Raw genomic sequence first — 1,104 nt, 5'->3', positions numbered from 1 at the left:
GTGACGCCCGCCGAGGGCCCCGCCCTCCGGCCCGCCGGCACGTACCTGATCACCGGCGGCACCGGCCGCCTCGGCGTCCGGGTGGCGACGCACCTGGCCGCCACCGGACTGCACCCCACGCTCGTCCTCCTCGGCCGCAAGGCGGCGGAACGGCCGGACCTGGTGGACGAGTTGGAGTCCCTGGGCGCCACCGCCGAGTCGGCCGGCTGCGACGTCACCGACCACGAGGCGCTCTCCGCGCTCCTCGACGACGTCACCGAGCGCCACGGCCCCGTCCACGGCGTCCTCCACCTGGCCGGCCCGGCCCCGGATGCCACCGCGACGGACGCCTTCGGCCCCCGGGCGTTCGGCCTCGCGGCCCTCGCCCGCGCCTTCGCCGGCCGCCCGGTGCTCGACCTGTTCGCGACCGTCACCCGCAGCCGGCCCGACGCCGCCGACGCCGTCCTCACCGCCCTCGCGGCCACCGGGGCCCCGCCCGCGGCTCGCACACTCGTCGTCTCCGCACCCCAACCGACCGACGCGGCACTCCTCCTGGACCTGCTCCGGGCCTACACGCCGACGCATGTGACGATCCGTCAGACAACCGCCCAGGAAGCCGCACCGACGCTCCAGGCCCCCGAGCCCGCCCCGACGGAGCGGGACGCCACCACCGCCCGCCTGCGCGAGCTGTGGACGGGCCTGCTGGGCTGGCCCGAGATCGCCGACGGCGCCGACTTCTTCGACATCGGCGGCAACTCCCTCACCGCGGTCGAGCTGGTCTCCCACATCCACGACGAGTTCGGCGTGGACCTCGGCATCGCCGCCCTCTTCGACTACCCCACCCTGGACGCCCTCGCGGCCCAGATCGACCGGAAGAAGGCGGCATGAGCAGATCCGACGGGCAGCACCTCGTCCCGCTCGGGGAGACCGGATGGTCCGTGTGGCGCGACGTCGTGCTGCGCAGCACCGGCTTCCCGGCCGACACCGTGCTGCCGCTCACCGACCCGGCGCTCGCTGCGTCCGCGGACGCCGCAGAGGACGACGCCTACCGCGCCGAGTACGCGCGGGCCGCCGAGCGGCTGTCCGCGGCCGTGCGCGAGGCGTCGAAGGCGCCGCGCTTCCGGG

2 protein-coding genes are annotated in these 1,104 nt (G+C 76.3%); both read left to right on the top strand.

Annotated elements, in window-relative coordinates:
* Positions 1–867, top strand: an 867-nt coding sequence (locus tag AB0O00_RS40965) for an SDR family NAD(P)-dependent oxidoreductase (RefSeq protein WP_363659735.1), incomplete at its 5' end; no start/stop codon positions are given.
* Positions 864–1,104: hypothetical protein (locus AB0O00_RS40960; RefSeq protein WP_363659734.1), on the top strand; the 241-nt coding region annotated here is incomplete at its 3' end. The genes AB0O00_RS40965 and AB0O00_RS40960, both read left to right, overlap by 4 nt.

Origin of the sequence: Kitasatospora sp. NPDC093558, from assembly GCF_040683475.1 — a bacterium.
GTDB lineage: Bacteria > Actinomycetota > Actinomycetes > Streptomycetales > Streptomycetaceae > Kitasatospora.
This window is presented reverse-complemented; position numbering and strand designations above follow the sequence as displayed.